Here is a 6096-nt window from a genome sequence, read left to right as displayed (position 1 = left end):
TTGTACCAACGTTAACGTGCGGTTTCGTACGTTCAAACTTTTCTCTTGCCATTTTTAAGTTTCCTTAAATTTAAAGTGATCTAATTGTAGACCCATATATTAAAAATATAATTAAGTTCTTGCTGACATTATCGCTTCAGCAACGTTGTTAGGCGCTTCTGCGTACTTTAGGAATTCCATCGAGTACGAAGCACGCCCCTGAGTTGCCGAACGCAAGTCAGTGGCATAACCAAACATTTCTGCCAGAGGCACTTGTGCATTGACGGCTTTCATCCCTGCTGGTGCTTCTTCCATACCTTCAATCATACCGCGACGTCTATTTAAGTCACCAACTACATCACCCATAGATTCTTCAGGTGTAATGACTTCAACTTTCATCATCGGCTCTAAAAGCTTCGGTTGAGCGTCCATGGCACCATTTCTAAATGCCATTGAACCGGCAATTTTAAACGCCATTTCATTAGAGTCAACATCATGGAATGAACCATCAAATAATGTTGCCTTGACGCCTAAAACTGGGTAACCCGCAAGCACACCATTTTTCATCTGCTCTTGGATACCTTTATCAACCGCAGGAATATATTCCTTTGGAACCACACCACCAACGATGTCATTAACGAACTCGTATGTTTCGTCGCCTTCAACGTTAGTAGGCTCTAACTTCAGCCATACGTGACCGTATTGTCCACGACCACCTGACTGACGTACAAATTTACCTTCAACTTCGACAGCTTTAGTGATGCACTCACGATAAGCAACTTGAGGGTTACCTACGTTACAATCAACACTAAATTCGCGACGCATACGGTCAACGATGATGTCTAAGTGAAGTTCGCCCATACCAGAGATAATGGTTTGACCCGTCTCATCGTCTGTCTCAACTCTAAATGACGGATCTTCTGCTGCTAGTTTACCTAACGCTATACCCATCTTCTCTTGATCGGCTTGTGATTTCGGCTCTACCGCAACCGAGATAACTGGGTCTGGGAATTCCATTCTTTCTAATGTGATCTTGTTATCAGCATCACACAAAGTGTCACCCGTTGTTACTTGCTTAAGTCCCACTGCCGCAGCAATGTCACCTGCACGAACTTCTTTTATCTCTTCGCGGTTATTTGAATGCATTTGTACAATGCGTCCAAATCGCTCTTTCTTGCCTTTCACTGGGTTGTAGACACTGTCGCCAGTTTTTACTACACCAGAGTAAACACGGAAGAACGTTAAAGTACCAACAAATGGGTCAGTGGCGATTTTGAATGCTAATGCAGCAAACGGCTCGTCATCATCCGCGTGACGCTCACCTTCTGACTCGTCTTCATTGATACCAGTAATTGCTGGAACATCTGTTGGCGATGGCATGAATTCCACCACCATATCAAGTACGGCTTGTACCCCTTTGTTCTTAAATGCTGAGCCACATGCACAAAGAACAATTTCATTTTTCAAAGTACGTTGACGTAACGCAGCTTTGATTTCCTCTTCAGTTAACTCTTCACCTTCAAGATATTTATCCATTAGCTCATCATTTGCTTCAGCGGCCGCTTCGATCATCTCTTGGCGGTATGCTTCTGCATCGTCGAGCATGTCAGCAGGGATATCTTCATAAGTGAATGTCATACCATGGTCGGCTTCATTCCAGTTGATCGCTTTCATTTTGAAAAGGTCAACAACGCCGCGGAAGTTATCCTCGGCACCGATAGGTAATTGAACAGGAACAGGAGTCGCACCTAGACGATTTTTAATCTGGTCGACGACCGATAAGAAGTCAGCACCAGCACGGTCCATCTTATTGACGAAAACCATGCGAGGTACGTGATACTTGTCGGCTTGACGCCAAACTGTTTCTGTCTGTGGTTGTACGCCAGAAGACGCACACAACACAACTGTCGCGCCATCAAGAACACGAAGAGAACGTTCTACTTCGATGGTGAAGTCAACGTGTCCCGGAGTGTCGATGATGTTGATACGGTGCTCATCAAACTGAGCATCCATACCACGCCAGAAACAGGTAGTAGCAGCAGAGGTTATGGTAATACCACGTTCCTGCTCCTGCTCCATCCAGTCCATGGTCGCCGCACCATCATGCACTTCACCGATCTTATGAGAAAGACCTGTGTAAAATAGTACACGCTCGGTCGTCGTTGTTTTACCAGCGTCAACGTGAGCGACGATACCGATGTTACGATATCGATTAATAGGTGTCTTACGCGCCATAGTTTCCTCTTTGATGTTCCAATATTAGTGTGTAGCCTACCAACGGTAGTGAGCGAATGCTTTGTTAGCTTCAGCCATCTTATGAACGTCTTCACGTTTCTTAACAGCAGAACCTTTGTTGTCAATCGCATCAGCAATTTCGTTAGCTAGACGTAACGCCATTGATTTCTCACCTCGTTTACGGGCAGCTTCAACTAACCAACGCATGGCTAGAGTGTTACGACGAACAGGGCGTACTTCTACTGGAACTTGGTAAGTAGAACCACCAACACGGCGAGATTTAACCTCGACGCTTGGGCGTACGTTATCTAGTGCTTCGTCTAAAACTACAAGGTGATCTTTACCTGTTTTTTCAGCGGCTACGTCTAGTGCGTTGTAGATGATTTTTTCAGCAACTGCTTTTTTACCATCTAACATCACTACGTTGATGAATTTGGTCAATAACTCCGATCCGAACTTAGGATCTGGAAGAACTTTACGTTGACCTACGACTCTTCTTCTTGGCATTTTAAATTCTCCGGTATGCTTCAGGAATAACCCAAAACTAATAAATTAAGTTTGCTTGGCCTTACTAACGGAGAACCGTTATGATTTTGGCTTCTTCGTACCGTATTTAGAACGGCCTGCTTTACGATCAGCTACGCCAGCACAGTCAAGTGCGCCGCGTACAGTGTGGAAACGTACACCAGGTAAGTCTTTAACACGACCACCACGGATTAGGATTACACTGTGCTCTTGAAGGTTGTGACCTTCACCACCGATGTAAGATGTTACTTCGTTACCATTAGTTAGACGAACACGAGCTACTTTACGTAGTGCAGAGTTCGGCTTCTTAGGTGTTGTTGTATAAACACGAGTACATACACCACGTCTTTGAGGACACGCGTCCAATGCTTCAGACATATTGCGTTTTGTCTTCTGGCGACGAGGCTTACGTACCAACTGGTTAATAGTTGCCATTAATAAGCTCCTGATTAGTTGTTACTACCCATTTTGGCGCACTATTGCGCCTCCCCTAAATTTAGGGGTGCGGTATTCTAATGTTCAGTTTTTAAACTGTCAACAATATGTGATTTTGTTTAGCGAAAATACTGGCCTTATGGCAATAAATATTGGAATTTTGGTAATCTTTGGCCGCTTTACTCAATTTACTCTTCGTTTCATCATTTTGTTTTGCTGATATTGAGTCGGTGCTTGGCCAAAAAAGGCTTTAAATGACTTGCTAAAGTGGCTGATATTTTGAAACCCAACCGAAAAGCTCGTTTCGGTAACTTGCCGACCTTGCTCTAACATTCGGGCAGCCACTTTTAATCTCTCTTGTTGCTGAAAAACGATAGGCGTACACCCAAGATGCCTCTTAAAAGCCGCAAAAAACTTAGTACGTCCCATTACAGCAACCCTACATAGTTGCTCGATATCGAGTGGCATAGTCAAATTATCTAAAATGAAACGAATAACTGCATTTATGTGGTTAGCTTCAGGGTCACGTTCACTATGTGCAATAATAAAATCTCGTGTCTGTTGTCGTAATAACCGGGCACTTAACTCATTAATCGCTAAATCAATCAAATACTGCCTATCTGGTGTATTTTCAGTGTATAGCTCGACGATTCGTGTCAACAGTGCTTGAGTCTGGTTGGTATGATGAGCATGAACAGCTTGATGCCTGTAATGCCATTCTCCAAAAATTGGCTCAGTTGGTGTTGTACTGTTTAAGTGGTCGGCGACTTTTTGGACACGCTCTTTGGCAATTTCAATCGCAATACATGTCGTTGGCTCATTGAGATTAGCGTCAGGAAAGTCTATTTCGACTTTTTGCTCAGGTGCCAGTACGAATGATTCATGTGGTAAAAATACTGAGCCTTCATCGCCGAGGTGCATGATCTTTTTACCGGTCACCATTCCACAGTAAAGCAGCTGATCAGATTGCAATGCAACGCCCTTCACTGCTTTGTATGTGTCATAGATGCCTAGTTCACTTTCTTCTGCTGCAAACGTCACTTTATTTTCAACCAATACAGAAGGTTGTCGTTTAATCGGGTCGTTAATAATCATGTCTTCTCCCTGTCCGTGTACTCACAAGCAACACATTCGAACTTAAAGCAAAGCAGTTCTGTTTTATGTTAGTTAATTTATTTTGGATGTGTTCAAAAAAACAATCAAAAAAATAATAAAACCAAGACTAATGTCTAAATATCAAAACAGGATACGAACATGATTTACGCAAAGCCAGGTACGGAAAAGTCCGTCATTACCTTTAAAAGCCAATATCAAAATTATATCGGTGGCGAGTGGATCGCCCCAGTCGATAATAATTACTTCGACAATGTAAGCCCCGTTGATGGTAAGACTTTTTGTCAAATACCGCGTTCTAACGAGAAAGACATCAACCTAGCTCTAGATGCAGCTCATAAAGCGAGAGATTCTTGGGGTAAAACCTCTGTCACAGAACGCTCAAATATGCTTTTAAAAATTGCAGATGTGATAGAGCAAAACAACGAACTGCTCTCGGTCGCAGAAACTTGGGACAATGGAAAAGCAGTACGAGAAACGTTAGCAGCCGATATTCCTCTTGCCGCCGATCATTTTCGGTACTTCGCAGGCTGTATTAGAGCGCAAGAAGGCTCTTTAGCAGAGCTTGACGAAAACACAATGGCGTATCATATACATGAACCTCTTGGTGTTGTAGGGCAAATCATTCCTTGGAACTTTCCGATACTGATGGCGGCATGGAAGTTAGGTCCTGCATTAGCAGCAGGTAACTGCGTCGTACTAAAACCTGCAGAGCAAACACCGGCCTCTATTTTGGTGTTGTTAGAGTTGATTGACGGTATTTTACCTGCGGGTGTACTCAATGTAGTAAACGGTTTTGGTAAAGAAGCGGGTGAAGCCCTCGCCACCAGTAATCGAATCGCAAAAATCGCATTTACAGGTTCTACACCGGTTGGTTCACATATCCTTAAATGCGCTGCAGAGAACATTATTCCTTCGACCGTCGAACTCGGTGGCAAATCACCAAACCTGTATTTCCCTGATGTAATGAACCATGAGGATGAGTATTTGAGTAAATGTATCGAGGGCGCTGTACTTGCTTATTTTAACCAAGGCGAAGTATGTACTTGTCCGTCACGATTGTTTGTTCACGAAGACATCTACGATAGATTTATTGAAAAAGTCATCGAACGCAGTAAACAGATAAAACGCGGCAACCCTTTGGATACTGAAACCATGGTGGGTGCGCAGGCGTCGCAAGAACAATACGACAAAATTCTTACCTATATAGATATCGGTAAAAAAGAAGGGGCCAAAGTGTTGATCGGTGGAGGCGTTGAGAAAACCGAATCAGAACTGGAATCAGGATATTATATACAGCCGACGCTATTGGAAGGACATAATAAGATGCGCGTTTTCCAGGAAGAAATTTTTGGACCTGTCATCTCGGTCAGTAAGTTTAAGGATGAGGCTGAAGCTCTCGAGCTAGCGAACCAAACGGAGTTTGGACTTGGCGCGGGCGTCTGGACCAGAGACATGAACAAAGCGTTTAAAATGGGCCGTGGCATTCAAGCAGGACGAGTATGGACTAACTGCTACCACATGTACCCTGCGCACGCTGCCTTCGGTGGTTACAAGAAGTCGGGCGTAGGTAGAGAAACTCATAAGATGGCACTTGAGCACTATCAACAAACCAAAAATCTTTTAGTTAGTTACGACATCAATCCACTTGGCTTTTTTTAGGAGCTTTATTGTTGATAAATAACAGTAACCCTTATCAAACAAAAAGCCCGCTATAAAGCGGGCTTTCTTCATTCGATAACTAAATCGATTACTCTGCGTTTAACGCATCTGCTAGAGCTTGTTCGGCATCTTCAGCTGACACTGTTT

5 protein-coding genes are annotated in these 6096 nt (G+C 43.5%); 1 reads left to right on the top strand and 4 read right to left on the bottom strand.

Annotation, left to right across the window (positions count from 1 at the left end):
- Positions 1-111 precede the first annotated feature (111 nt).
- The 4 genes from fusA to AC4E96_RS13655 form a co-directional block, all read right to left on the bottom strand.
- Entirely contained in the window at positions 112-2214 is a 2103-nt protein-coding gene (gene fusA, locus AC4E96_RS13670) for an elongation factor G (RefSeq protein WP_488033958.1), read from the bottom strand.
- 36 nt (positions 2215-2250) lie between these two features.
- Complete coding sequence (rpsG, locus tag AC4E96_RS13665) at positions 2251-2721, bottom strand: 30S ribosomal protein S7 (RefSeq protein WP_488033957.1); 471 nt, start codon at positions 2719-2721, stop codon at positions 2251-2253.
- Between the two features lie 78 nt (positions 2722-2799).
- A complete protein-coding gene (rpsL, locus tag AC4E96_RS13660) occupies positions 2800-3174 on the bottom strand; it encodes a 30S ribosomal protein S12 (protein WP_208830347.1) in 375 nt (124 codons plus the stop codon).
- 183 nt (positions 3175-3357) lie between these two features.
- On the bottom strand, positions 3358-4269 hold the full coding sequence (locus tag AC4E96_RS13655; RefSeq protein WP_490256218.1) for an AraC family transcriptional regulator N-terminal domain-containing protein: 912 nt from the start codon (positions 4267-4269) through the stop codon (positions 3358-3360).
- Between the two features lie 159 nt (positions 4270-4428).
- On the opposite strand from AC4E96_RS13655, the gene exaC reads away from it, so the two are divergent.
- A complete protein-coding gene (exaC, locus tag AC4E96_RS13650; RefSeq protein WP_490256217.1) occupies positions 4429-5949 on the top strand; it encodes an acetaldehyde dehydrogenase ExaC in 1521 nt (506 codons plus the stop codon).
- Positions 5950-6096 lie beyond the last annotated feature (147 nt).

This window comes from Psychrosphaera sp. (assembly GCF_982872775.1).
This window is presented reverse-complemented; position numbering and strand designations above follow the sequence as displayed.

Coding starts and splice junctions, on each gene's coding strand:
- fusA (WP_488033958.1), bottom strand. CDS start 2,214: ATGGCGCGTAAGACACCTATTAATCGATATCGTAACATCGGTATCGTC.
- rpsG (WP_488033957.1), bottom strand. CDS start 2,721: ATGCCAAGAAGAAGAGTCGTAGGTCAACGTAAAGTTCTTCCAGATCCT.
- rpsL (WP_208830347.1), bottom strand. CDS start 3,174: ATGGCAACTATTAACCAGTTGGTACGTAAGCCTCGTCGCCAGAAGACA.
- AC4E96_RS13655 (WP_490256218.1), bottom strand. CDS start 4,269: ATGATTATTAACGACCCGATTAAACGACAACCTTCTGTATTGGTTGAA.
- exaC (WP_490256217.1), top strand. CDS start 4,429: ATGATTTACGCAAAGCCAGGTACGGAAAAGTCCGTCATTACCTTTAAA.